16 protein-coding genes are annotated in these 18385 nt (G+C 67.9%); 6 read left to right on the top strand and 10 right to left on the bottom strand.

Translation table 11 applies throughout. The features are described from left to right. Positions 1-382 precede the first annotated feature (382 nt). The gene (locus Q8M88_RS10965; RefSeq protein ID WP_305597194.1) at positions 383-562 is read left to right on the top strand and encodes a hypothetical protein; all 180 of its coding nucleotides are present in this window, start codon (positions 383-385) and stop codon (positions 560-562) included. Between the two features lie 101 nt (positions 563-663). Further along, on the top strand, positions 664-2445 hold the full coding sequence (sppA, locus tag Q8M88_RS10960; RefSeq protein ID WP_305597193.1) for a signal peptide peptidase SppA: 1782 nt from the start codon (positions 664-666) through the stop codon (positions 2443-2445). Positions 2446-2462: 17 nt separating this feature from the next. Here sppA and Q8M88_RS10955 read toward each other — a convergent pair whose 3' ends face one another. From Q8M88_RS10955 to Q8M88_RS10945, 3 genes are all read right to left on the bottom strand, one after another. Next, the gene (locus tag Q8M88_RS10955) at positions 2463-3464 is read right to left on the bottom strand and encodes an aspartyl protease family protein (protein WP_305597192.1); all 1002 of its coding nucleotides are present in this window, start codon (positions 3462-3464) and stop codon (positions 2463-2465) included. 91 nt (positions 3465-3555) lie between these two features. Beyond that, on the bottom strand, positions 3556-6441 hold the full coding sequence (locus Q8M88_RS10950) for a TonB-dependent receptor domain-containing protein (RefSeq protein WP_305597195.1): 2886 nt from the start codon (positions 6439-6441) through the stop codon (positions 3556-3558). A 222-nt stretch (positions 6442-6663) separates the two neighbouring features. Then, positions 6664-8298: a peptide ABC transporter substrate-binding protein gene (locus tag Q8M88_RS10945; protein ID WP_305597191.1), complete on the bottom strand. Its 1635-nt coding sequence runs from the start codon at positions 8296-8298 to the stop codon at positions 6664-6666. Between the two features lie 43 nt (positions 8299-8341). On the opposite strand from Q8M88_RS10945, the gene Q8M88_RS10940 reads away from it, so the two are divergent. Beyond that, a complete protein-coding gene (locus Q8M88_RS10940) occupies positions 8342-8866 on the top strand; it encodes a hypothetical protein (protein WP_305597190.1) in 525 nt (174 codons plus the stop codon). Between the two features lie 3 nt (positions 8867-8869). On the opposite strand, the gene Q8M88_RS10935 is transcribed toward Q8M88_RS10940, so the two are convergent. Both Q8M88_RS10935 and oppB read right to left on the bottom strand, forming a co-directional pair. Beyond that, positions 8870-9778 carry an ABC transporter permease gene (locus tag Q8M88_RS10935; protein ID WP_305597189.1) on the bottom strand — a complete coding sequence of 303 codons (909 nt, stop codon included), beginning with the start codon at positions 9776-9778 and terminating at the stop codon, positions 8870-8872. Next, positions 9775-10698 carry an oligopeptide ABC transporter permease OppB gene (oppB, locus tag Q8M88_RS10930; protein ID WP_305597188.1) on the bottom strand — a complete coding sequence of 308 codons (924 nt, stop codon included), beginning with the start codon at positions 10696-10698 and terminating at the stop codon, positions 9775-9777. Before oppB ends, Q8M88_RS10935 begins: the two co-directional genes overlap by 4 nt. 116 nt (positions 10699-10814) lie before the next feature. Here oppB and Q8M88_RS10925 point away from each other — a divergent pair, with 116 nt between their 5' ends. Further along, a complete protein-coding gene (locus Q8M88_RS10925; protein ID WP_305597187.1) occupies positions 10815-11225 on the top strand; it encodes a TIGR01244 family sulfur transferase in 411 nt (136 codons plus the stop codon). A 223-nt stretch (positions 11226-11448) separates the two neighbouring features. Next, the gene (locus Q8M88_RS10920) at positions 11449-12345 is read left to right on the top strand and encodes an MBL fold metallo-hydrolase (RefSeq protein WP_305597186.1); all 897 of its coding nucleotides are present in this window, start codon (positions 11449-11451) and stop codon (positions 12343-12345) included. A gap of 3 nt (positions 12346-12348) precedes the next feature. On the opposite strand, the gene Q8M88_RS10915 is transcribed toward Q8M88_RS10920, so the two are convergent. The 5 genes from Q8M88_RS10915 to pdxH all read right to left on the bottom strand — a co-directional run bounded on the left by Q8M88_RS10915 (position 12349) and on the right by pdxH (position 17726). After that, the gene (locus Q8M88_RS10915; protein WP_305597185.1) at positions 12349-12597 is read right to left on the bottom strand and encodes a DUF3297 family protein; all 249 of its coding nucleotides are present in this window, start codon (positions 12595-12597) and stop codon (positions 12349-12351) included. 29 nt (positions 12598-12626) lie between these two features. Next, complete coding sequence (locus tag Q8M88_RS10910) at positions 12627-13634, bottom strand: NADP-dependent oxidoreductase (RefSeq protein ID WP_305597184.1); 1008 nt, start codon at positions 13632-13634, stop codon at positions 12627-12629. Between the two features lie 95 nt (positions 13635-13729). Then, on the bottom strand, positions 13730-15532 hold the full coding sequence (locus Q8M88_RS10905; RefSeq protein ID WP_305597183.1) for a long-chain-fatty-acid--CoA ligase: 1803 nt from the start codon (positions 15530-15532) through the stop codon (positions 13730-13732). A gap of 50 nt (positions 15533-15582) precedes the next feature. Continuing rightward, the gene (locus Q8M88_RS10900) at positions 15583-17064 is read right to left on the bottom strand and encodes a bifunctional aminoglycoside phosphotransferase/ATP-binding protein (RefSeq protein WP_305597182.1); all 1482 of its coding nucleotides are present in this window, start codon (positions 17062-17064) and stop codon (positions 15583-15585) included. Beyond that, positions 17061-17726: a pyridoxamine 5'-phosphate oxidase gene (gene pdxH / locus Q8M88_RS10895; RefSeq protein WP_305597181.1), complete on the bottom strand. Its 666-nt coding sequence runs from the start codon at positions 17724-17726 to the stop codon at positions 17061-17063. The genes Q8M88_RS10900 and pdxH overlap by 4 nt, the downstream gene beginning before the upstream one ends. 79 nt (positions 17727-17805) lie before the next feature. Here pdxH and Q8M88_RS10890 point away from each other — a divergent pair. Continuing rightward, on the top strand, positions 17806-18385 hold a 580-nt coding region (locus Q8M88_RS10890; RefSeq protein WP_305597180.1), incomplete at its 3' end, for a DnaJ domain-containing protein.

The following is an 18385-nucleotide window of genomic DNA, read 5'->3' as shown; positions in this document are numbered from 1 at the left end:
AGATCAGATGGATATCGCTTGGTCTTCTTCGCGATCTTGGCCATCCGGCCACGGCTCTGCTCGGTCCACATCCCGAGCTTGAATCACAGACCACGATGAAGCGGAATCACCGCTCACGCCTTTTCCAAACAGCCTCTGAGGCGGGCCGGGCGGCATGGAATTGATAACCAAGCCCTTCGCCTTCGAACAGCTGACGGAAAAGATTCGCTCAATGACCGCGCGCCCAGGGCCCTCGCGCGGCGCTCAGCAATGAAAAAGTCGCCAAGTCGACGCAAATACAACTTGCCGCACACCAAGAACAGACTTCCGTCCCGCCCTCACCTTTCGTAAGGTTGCGTTGAGCAGCCAGTTCGCGGCGCGGTAGAATGGCGAGGCCTCATCGGTGGCGACCTACCGATTGTTCATGCTGGACCCTGAGGGGCATGTGCGCAGCGCGACCGTGCTGGAGTGCGCTGACGACGCCGAGGCGACCGCGCGCGCCGCCGAACACCCTCACGAGCACGGCATGGAGCTATGGCAAGGCGCGCGCGTCGTGCATCGCTTCGAGCGTCCCGTCGCCTGATCGACGCCGCAAGAATCTAGCCCGAGGAACTCAGGGCTTCATTTGAAACGCCCGAAGCCCGATATAGCGTGCTCCTCGAGCCGATGGGGCGGGACCGATCCATGAAGCACTTTCTAATCACGATGGCCGGCGTCTTCGCGGGCCTGGTGATTTTCCGGATCGGCATTCCGTTCGTGCTGGTGGCGATGGCCGCCGGAGCGGCCGGTCCGGCGCCGCTGCCAGCCCATGCCGTGCTGCAACTCGACCTGCGCGAGACCATCACCGATCAGGACCCCGGCAATCCGCTGGTCAGCCTCGGTCGGCGGTCGCTTTCGGTGATGTCGGTGATCGAGGCGCTGAAGCGCGCGGAGACCGACGGACGGGTGCGCGGGGTGCTGGTGCGCCTGCCCGAGGGCGGGATGGAGCCTGGCGCGGCCGATGAGCTGCGGCTGGCGTTCCTGCGGCTACGGGTCGCCGGCAAGCCAGTATTCGCTCACAGCCAGGGCGTCTATCCGAGCGCGATGGCGCCGATGACTTACATGCTGGGCGCCTCCGCCGACGAACTCTGGATGCAGCCTGGCGCGACGCTGCAGGCGACCGGGATCAGCACCGAGGACGTGTTCCTGAAGCGGTTCTTCGACAAGTACGGCGTCGTCGCCGATTTCGAGCAGCGCTACGAGTACAAGAACGCGGTCAACGGCTACCTGCAGGACGACTACACGGCCGCGCACAAGGAATCGCAGCTGTCGTGGATGACGTCGGTCTATGAGAGCGCGATCAATTCCGCCGCCCGCGACCGCAAGCAGGCGCCGGCGGTGCTGCGCGCCAACCTCGAAGCCGGGCCTTATGCCGCCGAGCAGGCGCGCGCCAACGGCTTGATCGACAAGGTGGGTCAGGTGCGCGAGGCCGAACAGGCCCTGCTCAAGCGGGCCGGCGACAACGCCGAGATGGTCGATTTCGGCGACTATCAGCGCGCTCGCAAGGAGCGCGACCACGCCACCCGCAGCGTTGGCTCCATCGCTGTGATCGAGGCCGAGGGACCGATCGTCACCGGCCGCGACGGCGGCGCCAATCCGTTCCAGGGCGGCTCGACGGTCTATTCCGACGACGTGTCGGAAGCTTTTTACGATGCGGCCAAGGCCAAGGACGTGAAGGCCATCGTCTTCCGGGTGAATTCGCCCGGCGGATCGGACACCGCGTCTGAACAGATCCTGGCCGGCGTGCGCGCCGCCAAGGCGGCCGGCAAGCCGGTGGTGGTCAGCATGGGGACCTATGGCGCGTCGGGCGGCTACTGGATCGCCTCGGAAGCCAGCTCTATCGTCGCCGAGCCGACGACGCTGACCGGCTCGATCGGGGTGTTTGGCGGCAAGTTCGCCCTGGGTCCGGCCCTGGCGCGCTATGGCGTCGACCTTCGCGAGACCCAGGTCGGCGGCGCCTACGCCGACGCCTTTTCCATGGGCAAACCGTTCACGACGGACGATCGCGCCGCCTTCGCCGGCTGGATGGACCGCATCTACGACAACTTCGTCGCCCGCGTCGCCGTGGGTCGCAAGCTGTCGCCCGAGCGGGTGCGCGAGATCGCCAAGGGCCGGGTTTGGACCGGCGCCCAGGCGCATGAACTTGGCTTGGTCGACCACGTCGGCGGCTTCTATGAGGCGGTCGAACAGGCCAGGGTCCTCGCCAAGCTGGAAGGCGTGCCGCATCTGAAGCGCATGTCGCCCAGCGCCTCGCCGCTGGAGGCGCTGCAACAAGCGCTGGGGGTCTCTGCAACCTCAATGCGCACCCTCGCGGCCGCGGCCTGGGTCATGGGCGACCCCAAGGCCCAGGCGGTGATGGACGAGCTGGCCAGCGCGCGGATGCGCAGCCAGGGGGCGCTGGTGCTGGCCCCGATGCCGATCCGCTAGGGGCCGCGGCGGCCAGTTCAGCGGAGGCTGCGAACGATCGACTGCGGCGGCGGCATGAACGTCACGGCGCGCTGTCCGTAGTCGATCTCGACCCGGTTGAAGTGGCGCAGGATGTCCATTCCGACCAGAATCGCAGGGCGCGTCCGCAGGTCCCAGAGATCGAAGATGTGCAGATCGGCGAAGGCCACTGTCACATCACCGATCAGCAGACCCCCCAGCCGGATCGGCGGCACGGGCGCGAGTTCGCCGACCGCGCGCTGCCCCGTGGCGCTCAACAGCACCGCGCGCATCAGGCCTGCGGCGATCTCGGGACGACCTCTGAGGACGGCCTGACGTAATGCGGGGTTGCCGATCGTGGTCTGCGATCCGGTATCGATGAAGGCCGTCAGCTTCACGCCGGCGATTTCCGCGTCGACGATGATCAGCTGGCCGAAGCGCATGCGCGCAGGAACACGGAACCGCGGGTTCATCGCGTCGCGCCGCTCGGTGGAACGGCTCATCGCCGCCGAGGTCGAGGGCGAGCGCGTGATCTCGATCCGTTGCCGGCGAAAATCCATCAGCAGCCTGCGGCCGCGCAGGATGTCCATCCCAAGCAGACCGTCGACGCCGAGCGTCCCGCGCGGCAGCAGCGGCAGCCGCGGCACGGATGTCGACACCTGTCCGACCTCGAGCCGTCCAACCCGGCTGATCGGCGCGTTCTGGACACCGGCCACGCCGTGCACCGGCGCCTCTCCAAGGCGCGGAAGCCCTAGGCGATCTGCGAGCTCCAACGAGGCCACTGAAACGTTGGCGCCCGTGTCGACGACGAACGGGAACGGCCCAGCCCCGTCCAGCCGCACCGGCGCAGTCATGCGGCTTGCCGGATCGAACGCGGTCTCCAGCACCTCCCCGTCCGGCGCCGGGGCTGGAGCCTGCACCAGGTTCACCAGCGTCGGCGGCGTCGCGCACCCGGCGGCGGCCAGGCCAGCCAGCGCCGCGCGGCGCGACCAGACGGCGGGCGCTCTGCGTGTGTCGGTCATCGCGCGAGGCTAGTGCGACGGCCGCGCGAGCCCAAACGAAAGGGCGGCGGATCGCTCCGCCGCCCCTCGTTCCCCAATCGCGCCGTTCGCCTCAGAACCGCGCTTTCAGGCCCACATAGAGTTGCCGTCCGAAGATGTCGTAGTACGCCGGCACCGTGTCGAGCGCCTGGGTGCCCGACTGGCTCGATGGGAAGAACGGCGGGTCGCTGTCGAACACGTTGTTCATCCCGGCGTAGACCTCCAGCGCGTCGGTGGCGGCCCAGCGCACGCTGGCGTCGCTGTACCAGCGCGACTTGATGTCCACGACCGCGTCCTCGCCGAAGATGTCCGCCGGCGCGCTCTTGGCCTCGCCGATGTAGCGCGCCGTCCAAGAGGTTTTGAACTTGCCCGCGGTCCAGGTCAGCGTGGTGCTGCCCTGACGCTCGAGCCAACCCTGGGCGACGTTCGAGGTGTCGCCGCCGGCCGCGCCCAGCAGGTCGACAGGATCGCCGCCCGGGAACGGGATCACGGTCGCCTTGTCGTAGAACGTCCAGCTCGAGCTGATGCTGAGGCCGCCCCACGGCTCCAGGCTGGAGGCGATGTCGCCCAGCTTGATGCCGTAGTTCACCTCGAGGTCGACGCCCTTCAGCTCTAGCGAGGCGATGTTCTGGTACTGGTCGTCGATCGCCGTCAGCACGTAGTTCGCGCCTGGGACGGAGGGGTCGGTTCCGCGGGTCAGCAGGTTGCAGAACACGTCGCCCTGGCCGGCAGGCCGCTCATAGCAGAGCTGGGCGATGTTCTGGCGGCCGACCACGTTGATCAGCCCGTCGATCTCGATCTGGAACCGGTCGACGGAAATCGTCAGATCACGGAACATGTCCGGCATCGCGTCGAACTGGCCAGCCTGGAATACGATGCCGTAGGTCAGGGTGTCGGCGACCTCTGGCTTCAGGTCCGGATTGCCGCCTTCGAACCCGCCGACGTTCTGGATCACGGTCAGCGGCGGATCGTAGTTGGCGGGAATGCCCAGCGCGGCGCAGTTGGCGCGCAGGGTCGCGTTCGAGTTGGCGCCGTAGTTGATACAGGGGTCGTCCACCGCACCGAACGTCTCGCCGATGCCGGCGACCTCGCCGAGCGTGGGCGCACGCACGGCGCGGTTCTTCATGGCGCGCAGGCGCACAGACGGGATCGGCGACCAGTCGCCGCCGTAGCGCCAGGTGCGGTAGGTGCCGACGTTGTAGCCGTCGGACCAGCGATAGGCGCCTTCGACGTTCACCTCGTTGAAGAACGGCAGATCCTTCACCACCGGGACCTTCAGCTCGACGAAGGCTTCGTCGGTCTTGAAGTCTGTGCGTTCGCTGTCGCTGATCTTGTTGCCGGCGACGGTCCCCTCGTTGATCTCGGTGGAGTAGTCCTCGTAAGCGTTGATGCGCCGGCTTTCCGCGCCGACCGCCACCTGCAGCGGCCCGGCCGGGAGCTCGAACACCGTGCCGGACAGATAGGCCAGGGCGTTCTCGAGCTCGGAGGCCGAGCGGACGCCGCCGCTGCGGACCAGCCACGCCTGTTCAGTCTGGTTGTAACCGTCGAACGGGTTGATTGGGACGCATCCCTGCGCCCGCGCCAGCGGGTCGACGCACTGGAAGCCGGTGGCCGTCGGCTGAACCCGCAGGCCCGAATACAGCGCATCCAGCGACACCAGGCCGAGCGACCGGCCGTCGAGGGTCGTCCGCCCCCAGACGTAGGAAAGCTCGTAGTTCCAGTCCTTGCCGAACCCGAACAGGGTGTCGCGGTCGCCGCGCACCCCGACCGCGAGTCGAGTGGTCTGGCGCAGGTTGTCCGCGCCGCGGTTCTCGAGGCCCGCGAAGCGCTGCCACCAGGTGATCTCGGTGTCGCCATTCGCGATCGCGAGCGCTCGCAGCGAGGCCGGAACGAACGGATTGTCGGTCGGGATCGAAGGCTCGAGCAGGCCCGCGACCAGGTCGGAGCTGGACTGGAACGGGTGGGCTTCGAACGGCGCGTTGACCTGGGCGGAGCCGTAATTCAGCTCGACGAAGGCGGTGATACCGTCGACCACCTCATAGTCGGCGTCTGCCGCGAACAGGATGCGTTCGGTGGGTATCGCCAAGGTGCGCGCGGCGTTGCGGTTATAGCCGTAGGCGGCGGTGTTGAATGGGACCAGCGCCCCGTTGTCGAAGGTGTAGCTGCCGGGCGCCGCGTCCACGAAGAAGCGGCCGCCCAGCGGCACGCCGGAACGGGCCGCCGGGCCACGAACCGGATCGTCCGGCGGGAACCAGGCGAAGTCTTCCGAGCAGAGGTATCGGTCGGCGCAGCTCACATAGCCCTGGTAATCATACTGCAGGGTCGCGCCGACATGGCCGCGGTCCAGCCCCGCGCCGAAGCGGATGAAGGCGCTCGGGTTCTGGTTGTCGTGGTTCTTCAGCGCCTCGCCGTAGCTCAAGCCCATTTCGAGGCCCTGGAAGGTGGTGTCCGTGATGATGTTGACCACGCCCGACACGGCGTCGGCCCCGTCGATCGCCGATGCGCCGCCGGTGATCACGTCGATACGCTTGATGTTGGCGGAGGGAATGGTGTTGAGGTCGACGCCATTATCGTCGATCGAACCCGAGGGCGCGCGGCGCCCATTGATCAGCACCAGCGAACGTTCCGAACCGAGGTTGCGGAGGTTGACGAGGTTCAGGCCGGCGTCGGCCGTGCCTGAAAACGTCGACTGGGTGCGGGCGGAGCCGAACGCGGGGGCGAACTGCGGCAAGGTCGTCAGCACGTCGGCGACGTTTTCCAGCCCCTGACTCTCCAGCTTCTCCTGCCCGACCACCTGAACCGGCGTCGGTGCGTCAAGATTGGGACGTTGGATACGTGAGCCGGTCACGACGATCTCGGAGACTTCGGTGTCCTGAGCCATGGCTGGCGTCGCGGCGAGCACGATCAATGCCGCCCCGCAGATCATGGAAGACGCCAGGAGGCGTTCGCGCGTTGTCATGCTTTTCAAGGTCTGCATCCCTCATGCGGCCCGACGGTCCAGGCCGCAGCGGCCGGTCGCAGCAGGTTTCATTCCCGTGACGCAAATCGCGCCTGGGTTGCGCAAAAGTTACGATCGTTACGACATGACGATCAACGCGCTTTGGGACGTCGCCGCATTGTTAGTTGACGCCTGTCTCATTTTCGTCACAGATCGGCCTCCTGAAAGCCGGTCCGGCAAAATTCATCCCTTGGCGGCTGGTTGGCGGCCCTCGACACACAGATATCGACTGCGATGGTGGTCGATAATGTTGTCGACCCAGCCGGTGACCTTGCGGCTCACCAGGTTCTTGTTCACGTAGAAGAACACCGGGGCCACGGGCGCATCCCGCAACATGATCTCCTCGGCCTGGGCGAGGTAGCCGGCCCGGCGCACGGCGTCGGGTTCGTTATCCGCCCGCGCCAGCAGCGCATCGTAGGCGGGGTTCTTGTAGTCGCCATAGTTCTGGGAGCCGGTGGACGACTGCTGCAGGTAGAGGAAGCTCATGGCGTCGTTGTAGTCGGCGATCCAGGCCGCATCGGCGACCTCGAAGTCACGGCTGCGATAGGCGGCGTAGGCGATCTGCGTCTCGTTCTGGGCGAGGCTCGCCTCGACGCCGATCGCCTTCCAGTCGGCCTGCACGGCCGGCATGAACAGGCTGGGGTCCGGCGTGTTGCGATGCTTGATCTCGACCTTCAGCGGCTTGCCCGGCCCAAAGCCCGCCTGGGCCAGCAGGGCGCGCGCCGCCGCCTGCCTGCGTTCAAGCGGCCAGGCGGCCCAGACGGGCGGCTTGGCGGCCTGGTAGTTGGCCACGCCAGGCGGGACGAAGGTGTAGGCCGGGATCTGCCCGCCGCGCAGCAGCTTGCCGGTGATGAAGTCGCGGTCGATCGACATATCAAGGGCTATGCGGACGCGACGGTCCTTCAACGCCGGCACGTTGTTGTTGAACGCCAGGTAGGCGATCCCGAGATAGGTGTAGGTCCGCACATAGCCCGGCATCGCGGTGCGCAGGAAGGCGATCCGGTTCGACTGGATGTCGCTGTTGATATCCAGCTCGCCGCGCTTCACCCGCCGCTCGGCGCTGATCGCATCGTTGGTCGGATAGTAGCGGATCTGGTCCACGCACACCTTGTCTGCGTCGTAGAAGCGGGGGTTCTTCACCGCCTCGACGTAGTCCCCCAGCCGCCAGTCTGTGAGCAGGTAGGGCCCGTTGGACACGTAGTGCGCGGGCGAGCTCCAGGCGTCGCCCCACTTCTCCACCACATGCCTGGGCACCGGGTACATGGTGTGGTGCTTGGCGAGCTCCGGCAGGTAAGGCGCGGGGTGCTCGAGGGTGATCTCCAGGGTGCGCGGGTCGACCGCGCGCACGCCCAGCGTCTCCTTGGCCGCCTTGCCCTCGTTCACGGCCTGGGCGTTCTTCAGCAGGTAGAGCAGCGAGGCGTACTCCGACGCCGTCTGCGGCAGCAGGATGCGGCGCAGCGAATAGACGAAGTCGTCGGCGGTGACCGGCACGCCGTCGGACCACGTCGCCTGACGCAGGTGGAACGTCCAGACCAGGCCGTCGGGACTGGTCTCCCAACGCTCCGCCATGCCTGGAATCGGCTTTCCTTCGACGTCGTCCTGCACCAGGCCGACCAAGGCGTCGGAGAGGATGCGGTCCTCCCAGGTGCCGGTGGTCTTGTGCGGGTCCAGCGAGATCGGCTCCGAGCCGTTGCCCATCTCAAGGCAGACCTTGCCGGCGGCGCAGGGCGCGCGCGTCGGCTCGGACGCGCCGCAGCCGGCCAGCACCAGCGCCGCGGCCAAAGCGATCGAAAGATTGCGCATCACGTCGCGGACCACCTAGGACTAGCCGGCCCCAACGATGTCACTGAAGGCGCAGTTCGTGACAGCCCCTAAATTCGCGTTGCCCGTGTTGATCGCCGCCGCCCTCTGCGCCGGCGCCGCCTACGCACAGGCGCCACTCCGGGCGCCGACGATGCAGGCGCTGGCCGACTGCCGCGCGATCACCGATCCGCAAGCCCGCCTCGCCTGCTACGACAAGGCGACCGCCGCCATGATCGCCGCCGAGGTCCAGGGCGACCTGGTGACCATGGACCGCGAGCAGCGTCGGGCGATGCGTCGGCAGGCGTTCGGTTTCAACATGCCGTCGTCCACCCTGTCCGACCGCGGCGACCGGCCGGAGGAGGTCGACCGCGTCACCGCCCGTGTGGCCCGCGCCTACCAGCAGGGCGACGGCAAGTGGTCTCTGGAGCTCGAGGACGGCGCAGTGTGGGTGCAGACCGAGAGCGCCACCCTGGGCCGCCGGCCGAAGGACGGCTCCACCGTGGAGATCCGCAAGGCGGCGATGGGCAGTTACTTCATCAACATCGACGGCCAGCGGGCGATCCGCGCCAAGCGGGTGAAGTAGGCCTCAGCGGTCCTTCGGATCGATCGCGTCGCGCAGACCGTCGCCGATGAAGTTGAAGCTCATCAACGTGATCACCATCAGCACCGAGGGGAACACCAGCAGCCACCAGGCCAGCTCCATGTCCTGGGCGCCGTTGGCGATCAGCGTGCCGAGCGAGGCCATCGGCGGCTGCACGCCCAGGCCCAGGAAGCTCAGGAAGCTCTCGGCCAGGATCACCGCGGGGATCGTCAAGGTCACATAGACCACCACCGGTCCCAGCAGGTTGGGCACGATGTGGCGAAAGATGATCGCCCCCTGCCCCAGCCCCGCGGCGCGGGCCGCCTCGACGAATTCCTTGTGCTTCAGGGTCAGGGTCTGTCCACGGACGATCCGCGACATGGTCAGCCATTCGACCGCCCCGATGGCCACGAAGATCAGGATGAAGTTCGAGCCGAAGGTGACCATCAGCAGGATGACGAAGAAGATGAACGGCAGCGAGTAGAGCACGTCCACTACCCGCATCATCGCCTCGTCCAACCTACCGCCGACGAATCCCGCCACGGCGCCCCAGGCGACGCCGATCACCAGCGAAACGAACGTCGCCACCAGGCCGATGGCAAGCGACACCCGCAGCCCCATCAGCAAGCGCGCCAGCAGATCGCGGCCCAGCGAATCGGAGCCCAGCAGATGGCCTTCGACCAGCGGCGGCAGCCAGACGTCGTTCTTGTTGATCTCGTCGTAGGCGTAGGGCGTGACGTGCGGTCCGACGATGGCGGCGACCACCAGCACGGCCAGCACGATCATGCCGGCGACGGCGGCGCGGTTGCGCAGCAGCCGGCGCGCCGCGTCGTCCCACAGGCTGCGGCCCTTGGCGGCCTGCTGCATGAGCTCGGCGCCGCGTTGCGATCCGGGGGCGAGGATGGCCCCGGTCATGCCAACCTCACGCGCGGATCGAGGGTGGCGTATAGCAGGTCGGCCAGCAGGTTCAGGGCGAGGATCAGGGCGGCGTAGAAGATCACCATCCCCATCACCACCGTGTAGTCGCGCTGCAGGGCGCTGATCACGAAGAACTTGCCCAGGCCCGGCAGGTTGAAAATCTTCTCCACCACCAGCGAGCCGGTGATCAGCCCCGCGCAGGCCGGACCCAGGTAGCTGACCAGCGGCAGGATCGCGGCGCGCAGGGCGTGCTTGGCGACGATGCGGCTCTCCGGCAGGCCCTTGGCGCGGGCGGTGCGGACGTAGTTGGAATGCAGCACCTCGATCATCCCGGCCCGCGTCAGGCGCGAGATGATGGCGATCTGCGGCAGGGCGAGGACCGCGATCGGAAGCACCAGATTCGGCAAGGCCCCGCCGTTCCACCCGGCGCTGGGCAGCCAACCGAGTTTGGAGGCGAAGGCCAGCACCAGCAGCGGCGCGGTGACGAAGGTCGGGATACAGACACCCAGGATCGCCACGGTCATCACGCCATAGTCGATCGCCTGGTTCTGTCGCAGCGCGGCCAGCACGCCCAGGGTCACGCCGACGATGCCCGCGATCAGGATCGCCGACAGGCCCAGGGTCAGGCTGACGCCGTAGTTCTCGTTGAGGATCTGCAGGACGCTCTTGTCCTTGTATTTCAACGAGGGTCCGAGGTCGCCGCGGGCCACGCCCTTTAGATAGGTGAGGTATTGCTCGCCCAGCGGGCGGTCCATGCCGTACTTGGCCATCACGTTGCGCTCGATCTCCGGCGAGAGCTTGCGGTCCATGTCGAAGGGGCTGCCGGGGGCGGCGCGCATCATGAAGAAGGCGACGGTGACCACCAGCAAGAGCGTCGGGATCGCCACCAAGAGCCGGCGGCCGATGAATCGCAACATAGGCTTTTAAGCGCCTCGCGTTCGGGCGGCCTTTTGACAGCCGGGCGTTGCGAAACTTTCATTCGCCCCCGATGATGTCAAACGAAGGGTCCCCTCACAGGCATGCCGTAGGTTCCATGAGCGATTTTCGACGCGTCACCGATCAGATCACCGTCAGCCCGCAGATCAGCGAGGCCGACCTCGACGAGGCCGTGCGCCAGGGCTTCAAGCTGGTGATCAACAACCGCCCGGACGGCGAAGATCCGGGTCAGCCGACCAGCGCCGAGACCGAGGCCGCCGCGCGCCAGCGCGGGCTGGAGTACGCCTTCATCCCGGTGCGCGGGGGGCCGACGCCCGACCAGGTCGAGGCGGAACGCAAGCTGCTGGAAAGCGCGACCGGTCCGGTTCTGGCTTATTGCCGCTCGGGCACCCGCTCGATCATCACCTGGTCCCTGGGCCAGGCGCAGGCCGGCGCGCGCAACCGCGATGAGCTTGTGGGCCTTGGCCGCCAGGCAGGATATGATCTGTCTAGCGTGCTGCCGGGCTGAGACCCCCGGCTAGTGCAGCGCCATCGACGCGCCGGCGGGTATCGGTTCCATCAGATCGGGGTCGCACGAAGCCAGCACCAATACGAAACAGGTCAGGCCCATGAACAAGGTCAGACGCCAAATTGAGACAGTCATCGCCATAACCCCGTGCGCGAAGGCCGCTGCATCCGCGCTTCGGGCGCACGGTGCGCAATAAGGGCGCCGCGACGCCAAAGGACACGCCATGATCCCCTATGTCCGCGACATAAAATTCGAGTACGGCGCCGTCGATCAGGTCTCACCGCTGATCCGCAGGGTGGTGGCGAACAACCCCGGCCCGTTCACCTATGTCGGAACCGGCACCTACATCATCGGCCGCGGCGAAGTTGCGGTGATCGATCCCGGCCCGGACATCGAAGAGCATCTGGAGGCGATCCTCAGGGCCGTGGAGGGCGAGCGCGTCACCCACATCATGATCACCCATCACCACCTGGACCACTCGCCCCTGGCCGCGCCGCTGAAGGCGCGCACCGGGGCGACGATCTACGGCTGCGCGGTGACCAAGGTGGTGGAGGACGACGGCGGGGTGAAGACCGAGGCCGGCCACGACATGGACTTCAAGCCCGACGTCAGCCTGTGCGACGGCGGCGAGGTCTCGGGCCCGGGCTGGACGCTGGAGTCGATCCCGACGCCTGGCCACACCTCCAACCACATCTGCTTCGCGCTGAAAGAAGAGAACGCCCTGTTCACCGGCGACCACATCATGGGCTGGTCGACCACGGTGATCACCCCGCCGGACGGCGACATGGGCGACTACATGGAAAGCCTGGACCGCATCCGGGTGCGGGAGTTCGACACCCTGTGGCCCACGCATGGACCGCCCGTGCGCGAGGTCACACCGTTCATCGACGCCTACATCGCCCACCGCCGCGAACGCGAGGCGCAGATCGAGCAGGCCCTGGCCGCCGGCCCCAGCCGCATCCGCGACATGGTGCCGGTGCTCTACGCCGCCGTCGACCCCCGGCTGCATCCGGCCGCCGCGCGTTCGGTGTTGGGGCACATGATCGACCTCGTGCGCCGCGGCCGCGTCGTGGCCGACGGCGCGCCCGGCCCCGACAGCGAGTATCGGTTGGCCGGCTAGACGCTAGCCCTCTTCCGCGTCGCGGAAGTAGGGTTCGACCTCGCCCTGCAGCTTGATGGTCATCGGGTCGCCCTTGCGATCGACGGTCGAGCCGACGGTCAGCCGCACCCAGCCTTCGCTGACGCAGTATTCCTCGACGTTGGTCTTCTCGACCCCCTTGAAGCGCACGCCGATCCCGCGCTCCAGGATGGCGGCGTCATAGAAGGGGCTCTTGGGATTGGCCGCCAGGCGGTCAGGAAGGGTGTCGCTCATGGGCGCGCTCTTGCCTGCACAGGACCCGCCTAGTCAACGCTGACGATCGGACGCGGCCCGGTCTGGCCATTGAACTGGCCGACGAAAGCCTCGGCCGCGCGCTCGATGCCCTGCACCACCGTGGGCCGGTGCTTGAGCTTTCCCTCGCGGATCCACTGGGCGATCTGGCGGCGCGCGGCGGGGAATTCGGCGACAAAGTCCGGGCAGATGAACGCTTGCACGGTCTGGCGCAGCGACGGCGTGAGCGCCGGCATCATCGGGGCGGGGGCGCCGTCGTAGACCGACATCGCCCCGCAGACCACGACGCGGCCAAAGGCGCGCAGGTTCTGGAAACCGGCCAGCAGCGTCTCGCCGCCGACGTTGTCGAAGAACACGTCGACGCCGTCCGGCCGCGCGGCCTTGATCGCGCCGCCAAGATCGGAATGGGTCTTGTAGTTGATCGCCGCGTCGTAGCCGCTCTCCGCGACGATGTCGGCGCACTTGTCGTCGTCGCCCGCGAGGCCCAGCACGTCGCAGTCGTGGATACGGGCGATCTGGCCGACCACGGAGCCCACCGCGCCGGCCGCCGAAGACACCAACACCGTCTCGCCCGCCTTCAGCCGGCCAATCTTCAACAAGCCGAAGTAGGCCGTGAGGCCGGACATGCCCAGCAACCCGACGCCGGTGGCCAGCGGGACGCCGCCCTCGAACAGCTCCGCGTCCAGCTTGTCCAGTTCACCGCCCGGCATCACCGCCACGCTGGCCCAGCCGAGGAAGCCGCTGACCCGGTCGCCGGCTGCGAATTTCGGATGCCGCGAAGCCTCGACCACGCCGACGGCGTTTCCCGGAATGGTGTTACCCAGCTCGATCCTGGCGGCGTAGGTCGCCGCCATCAGCTTGGCGCGCACGCCCGGCGCCACGGTGTGATGCTCGATGCGCACGCGCACCTCGCCCTCGGCCAGATCGGCAGGCGTAAAGCTCTGCAGATCAAAGTCGGACGCCTTGAGGTCCTTGCCTGGCCGCGAAGCCAGAACCCAACGCCGCGGTCCACCCGTCATCGCGTTTTCCTCCATTTTTTCTGGCGGCATGGGCGAGCGGCGGCCCTGGCTTGTCAAGACGGCGTCGTCGAGCGTGCAGCTTTCGAAAGCGAACCTCAGCGCCGCGCCGGCCCGAAGCTTCGCCAAAGATACGCGCCCATCAACGCCCCGCTCAGGGCGACCATCGTTAAGGTGGAGGCGCGGGCCGGCGACGCCCCCGCCGCCTCAGGGGGAAAAGGGCCAGGGGCGTCCGCCGGGGCCTCCTCGGCGTTGGGTTCTTCGGGCGAAAGGCCGGCGGCGATCGGTTGCACGACGTGGTTCTTGAACTGCTCGCGGATCAGCTTCTTGTCGATCTTGCCGGTGGCGCCCAGCGGGATGTGATCGACGAACACCACATCGTCGGGCATCCACCAGCGGGCGATCTTGCCATCGAGGAATTGCAGGAACTCCGAGCGATCGGCACGCTCGTCCGGCTTCAATTGCACCAGCAGCAGCGGGCGCTCGTCCCACTTGGGGTGCGGGATCGCGACGACGGCGGTCATCGCCGCCTTCGGGTGGGCGGCGGCCAGGTTCTCGATCTCGATGGAGCTGATCCATTCGCCGCCGGACTTGATCACGTCCTTCGCCCGGTCGGTGATCTGGATATAGCCCTGGTCGTCGATGGTGGCGACGTCGCCGGTGTCGAAGAAGCCATCCGCGGCCAGGATGTCCCGCTCGGCCTCGCGGAAGTACTCGCGCACCACGAACGGCCCGCTCACCTTCAACCGGCCCGACGCCTGGCCGTCGTGCGGCAGCACCTGTTCCTGATCGTCGACCAGCTTCAGGTCGATCATCAACGGTGGGCGACCTTGCTTCAGGCGGTAGCGAAGCTGTTCCTCAGCGTCCATCGCCGCGACCGCGCGGTTCGGCGACGACTGGGTGCCCATGGGCGAGGTTTCGGTCATGCCCCAGGCGTGGGTGACGGTGACGCCGTAGTCGTCGCGGAAGGCGCGGACCATGTCCTCCGGCACCGCCGATCCGCCGATCACGACCCGGGTCAGGGTGCTGAGTTGGCCGCCCGTCTCGCGCAGATGTTGCAGCAGCATGCGCCACACCGTCGGCACCGCCGCAGAGAAGGTGACGCCCTCGGTCTCGATCAGTTCGTGGACCGACGCGCCGTCCAGGTGCTGGCCTGGCATCACCAGCTTGGCCCCGGCCGCGGGCGCCGAGAACGCCACCCCCCAGGCGTTGGCGAGGAACATCGGCACCACCGGCAGAACCACGTCGCGCGCCGAGATCCCCAGCACGTCGGCGCCCATGGTGCCCAGCGTGTGCAGGAAGTTGGAGCGATGGGAGTAGAGCACGCCTTTCGGGTCGCCGGTGGTGCCCGAGGTGTAGCAAAGCCCGGCGGCGGTGTTCTCGTCGAAGCCGCCCCAGGCGCAGTCCGCGCTATGCTGGGCGAGCAAGGTCTCGAAGCACAGGGCGGGAAAGTCCGCCGGCATGTGGGCTTCATCGGTCATCACCACCAGATGCTCGACGCAGTCCAGCTTGGCGCGGTGCTCGATCAGGATCGGCAGGAAGGTCAGATCGGTGAAGATGACCTTATCGCGTGCATGGTTGATGATGTAGCAGAGCTGATCGGCGTGCAGCCTGGGGTTCAGGGTGTGGCAGACGGCGCCGATCCCCATGATCCCGTACCAGGCTTCCAGGTGCCGGCCCGTATTCCAGGCCAAGGTTGCGATCCGGTCGCCGGGCAGGACGCCCAGCGACAAGAGGGCGTTGCTGAGCTGCTTCGCCCGGCCATGGATCTCGCGATAGGTGGTGCGCACCATCGGGCCTTCGACCGAGCGGCTGACCACCTCGATCCCGCCGTGCCAAGACCTGGCGTGGTCGATGATCCGATCGACCGTCAACGGCCAGTCCTGCATCAGGCCCAGCATATGGCTTCCCCCGTCTCCATCCCGTTCCGACGCTAGTCAGGCGTCACGCTTTAGGCAACGCGCGGAAACCATGAGCGTGCCGCGGCTTCGGCCGAGGTGGACGCATCGAGCCGGCGCCAGGAGATGTCGCCCGCGCCGGCAGCGGACTGGGCTCTCAGCACGTCGATCGTGGCGTCGGACGCATCGCCTCGCCGGACCGCGACGCGTGCGGCCAGCACCTCGAACGGAGCCTCAAGCCAGACGCCGTCGAACGGTGCGCCGACCGCGCGGGTGACAGCCTCGACCTGGGCGCGCTGCTCCGGTCGTCGGAAGGTCGCGTCGACCACCACCGAACGCCCGGCGCGCAGCAACTCGCGCGCCGCCTCGCATAGGGCGGCGTAGACGCGCCCATCGGCTGCGGAGTCGTATCCTGCAGCGGCCAGGGACTGGTCCGGCTCACGGCCGGCAAGCCGTTTGCGCACCTCGTCGCTGCGCAGGATCACCGCGCCCGGCGAAGGCTGCACCTCGGGCGCGATCAGCCGCGATACGCTGGTCTTGCCCACGCCCGATAGGCCGCCGACCGCGATCAGCCGTGGCGGTGCCGCCTCAAGGCATCGCCGCGCCGCGCGCAGGTAGTCCCGGGCCAGATCATCGTCGCCCCCATGCGCGCTGACGTGCGCCCGCACCCCGGCCCGCAGCGCCATCATCAGCGGCAAGGCCGCGAGGCCGTCGATGACCTGTGTCTCGGACCGCGCCGCCTGGTCCAGATATGCCGACTGCACCCGCACGGCGGCGTCCCTACGATCGCGAAAGTCCAGGTCCATCAGCAGGAAGGCGAGGTCGTAGAGGACGTCGATGTCCGACAGGACGTCATTGAACTCGATGCAGTCGAACAGCACCGGACGGCCGTCCTCGAGCAGGATGTTGCCCAGGTGCAGATCGCCATGGCAGCGGCGCACGAACCCTCCCGCTGAACGCGCCTCCAGCAGCTCGCCGCGCCGTTCCAGCTCGGTCTGTGTGCCAGCGATGACCGCTTCGACAAGGTCGGCGCCCAACCGGTCGGCGAGTTCGCGCAGCAGGCTGGCGTTGGACTGCGCGACATAAGCCAGCGCCTCTCGACCACTTGCCGGCCGACGCTCGGCGGCCTCATGGCTGCGCGCGATCGTGCGGCCCAGCGCCTCGGCGAGGTCGCCGTCCAGCGCCTGCGGTTGGGCAGAGAGCACCGCGTCGGGATCGAAGCGCCGCATCTCCAAGACGTGGTCGACCAGGATGCCGGCGCCGTCCAGCTCCAGCGCGCCGCCCGGCGTTCGCGTCACCCGGCGCACAGCGCGATAGATGTCCGGAGCGCGAACGCTGTTAAACGCCAGTTCGCGATCGAGCGCCCATTTGCGCTGGGCGACCGTGGAGAAGTCCAGATAGCCATAGGCGACATGGCGCTTCGCCTTCAACGCGACATCGCCCATCAGGAACACTCGCGCGCACGCCGTCTCGATGGTCCGCTCGGCGCGCGCCGACAGCCAGGCGGTGACCTCGGCGTCCGTCCCGTCGCTCAAGGGAACAGGCGCTGCGTGGTCCAGCCGGCGCCGGAACGCGTGAAGGTCAACCGCTCATGCAGACGGAAGGGCCGGTCGCGCCAGAATTCGAAGCTCGCAGGCGCCAGGCGGAATCCGGACCAGTGCGGCGGGCGAGGCGGGCGGGCCAGGCCGAACCGCAGTCCCGCCTCGGCGATGCGCCGCTCGAACGCCAACCGGTCCGGCAAGGGCCGCGACTGGTCGGACGCCCAGGCGCCGAGCTGAGCCGGGCGGGCCCGCGTCGCCCAATAGGCGTCGGCCTCGTCCGGCGTCACCGGGCTGATGGCGCCGCGCACCCGCACCTGCCGGCGCAGGGACTTCCAATGGAACAGCAGGGCGGCCTTGGGCTCGGCCGCAAGCTGGCGGCCCTTGGCGCTCTCCAGGTTGGTGTAGAAGACGAACCCGTCGGCATCGACGTCCTTCAGCAGCACCATGCGCACATCGGGCAGCCCATCAGGATCGACGGTCGCCAGCGCCATGGCATTGGCGTCGTTGGGCTCGTGGGCCAGCGCGTCCTTCAGCCAGTCGGCGAACACCGCGAACGGGTCGTCCTCGCGCAGCGTCGGCGCCGGTTCGGCGCCGGCCACCTGGCGGACGTAGTCATCCTCGCTGGGCGAGGGAGGGATCAGGGCTTTGTCGCTCATGCTCGGGATATAGCGCGGAGCGGCGTTCGGCGGCAGGGACTTAACGCGGCATATACGCCGGCGGCCCTAGCCTGGGCTCATGGTCGCCAGCGCGCGAAAGATCGGGCCGAACGTCGGACTGTCGCAGGCGCGCGCCCTGCTGGGCGTCGGCGTGCGCGCGGATGCGGCCGAGCTGCGGCGCGCCTTCCACGCCTGCGTGAAGCGCGCGCATCCCGACCGTCCCGGCGGCTCGCCGGAAGCTTTCCGCGATGTCGTCGAGGCTTACCGCGCCCTGCAGGCCCTGGCTGGCGCTCCACGCCTGGTGCAACCGCCGGCCGTGCGCGACGCGCCCCAGATCGAGGTCCTGACCCTTTCGCCGTTCATCGCCCTTTGCGGCGGCGAGGCCCTGCATCATCGGCCAGATGGCCGTCGTCTTAAGTTGACTCTGCCGGCCGGCCTTCGTCCCGGAGAGACGGTGCGCGCCGGCCTCGTCACCTTGCGCGTGGAGATTCGTGGCGACTTCGACCTGTTCGTCCAGGGCGACGATCTGTGGGTCACCGCCGCGCTCGATCCGCGCCTGTTCGCCCAGGGCGGTCGTGCGGAGGTGAGCACCCCGCTCGGCCCGCGCGCGGTATGGATCAGCGCCAAGCCCGGCGAGGGCCGCCTGGTGCGATTGACCG

The sequence above is a fragment of the Phenylobacterium sp. genome (assembly GCF_030693805.1).
Classification (GTDB): domain Bacteria; phylum Pseudomonadota; class Alphaproteobacteria; order Caulobacterales; family Caulobacteraceae; genus Phenylobacterium.
The sequence above is the reverse complement of the archived record's forward strand: the minus strand, read 5'-3'. Positions and strand labels throughout refer to the sequence as shown.

Coding starts and splice junctions, on each gene's coding strand:
- Q8M88_RS10910 (WP_305597184.1), bottom strand. CDS start 13,634: ATGACGGGTGGACCGCGGCGTTGGGTTCTGGCTTCGCGGCCAGGCAAG.
- Q8M88_RS10935 (WP_305597189.1), bottom strand. CDS start 9,778: ATGACCGGGGCCATCCTCGCCCCCGGATCGCAACGCGGCGCCGAGCTC.
- sppA (WP_305597193.1), top strand. CDS start 664: ATGAAGCACTTTCTAATCACGATGGCCGGCGTCTTCGCGGGCCTGGTG.
- Q8M88_RS10915 (WP_305597185.1), bottom strand. CDS start 12,597: ATGAGCGACACCCTTCCTGACCGCCTGGCGGCCAATCCCAAGAGCCCC.
- pdxH (WP_305597181.1), bottom strand. CDS start 17,726: ATGAGCGACAAAGCCCTGATCCCTCCCTCGCCCAGCGAGGATGACTAC.
- oppB (WP_305597188.1), bottom strand. CDS start 10,698: ATGTTGCGATTCATCGGCCGCCGGCTCTTGGTGGCGATCCCGACGCTC.
- Q8M88_RS10925 (WP_305597187.1), top strand. CDS start 10,815: ATGAGCGATTTTCGACGCGTCACCGATCAGATCACCGTCAGCCCGCAG.
- Q8M88_RS10920 (WP_305597186.1), top strand. CDS start 11,449: ATGATCCCCTATGTCCGCGACATAAAATTCGAGTACGGCGCCGTCGAT.
- Q8M88_RS10955 (WP_305597192.1), bottom strand. CDS start 3,464: ATGACCGACACACGCAGAGCGCCCGCCGTCTGGTCGCGCCGCGCGGCG.
- Q8M88_RS10905 (WP_305597183.1), bottom strand. CDS start 15,532: ATGCTGGGCCTGATGCAGGACTGGCCGTTGACGGTCGATCGGATCATC.
- Q8M88_RS10950 (WP_305597195.1), bottom strand. CDS start 6,441: ATGACAACGCGCGAACGCCTCCTGGCGTCTTCCATGATCTGCGGGGCG.